This is a genomic window from Campylobacter sp. S4:11 (assembly GCF_024723695.1).
Lineage (GTDB): Bacteria > Campylobacterota > Campylobacteria > Campylobacterales > Campylobacteraceae > Campylobacter_D > Campylobacter_D jejuni_C.
The window spans coordinates 1-561 of sequence record NZ_JANQDC010000091.1 but is presented as its reverse complement, the minus strand read 5'-3'; the positions used below and the strand labels follow the sequence as shown (position 1 = coordinate 561).

Here is a 561-nt window from a genome sequence, read left to right as displayed (position 1 = left end):
AGATTGTAGGGTATTGAGCTGATTGATTTGTTTTTGACCGAGTTTGAGTTTCTTAAAATTATAGATCGCTTTTTCTAATTGCATTTTTAAATAACTATCAGTGTGTATTTTTAATTCTTTATTTAAAAACAATAAAACTTTGTCAGTAGTAGTGTTAATTTGACTCATACCATTTAAAATTGTCATAGTTTTAGGGGTATTTAAATCACAAATATAATCTTGTAAAAATTCACTCAAATACATACTAGTAAATCCACTATTATAGCCAATTAGGGTGTTAATATACATTCCAATTCTAACTACATCAAAGCTATCAAACTTATGAATATCTTTTTGCAAAAAATCCTCTTCTAAACGAGTATTTAGAAAAAATAAAAAATCTTCAAGTGTATCAAATCTTTCCTTGTCAAATAAAAAATAAGTTTTATGATTTGTGATATTTCTTTCATTGTATAAAAGATAAAGTATAATATCAGTATTTGAATTTGTTGTAACATGCCCAGCTTGTCTCATAAGCTCAACATCTTCATTTGTAGGATAATAAGAGGTTAAAATTCTTAC

General features: G+C 25.5%; 1 protein-coding gene. It reads right to left on the bottom strand.

Annotation, left to right across the window (positions count from 1 at the left end; genetic code table 11):
- Positions 1 to 561: hypothetical protein (locus CAMP5053_RS08340; protein ID WP_337217653.1), on the bottom strand; the 561-nt coding region annotated here is incomplete at both ends.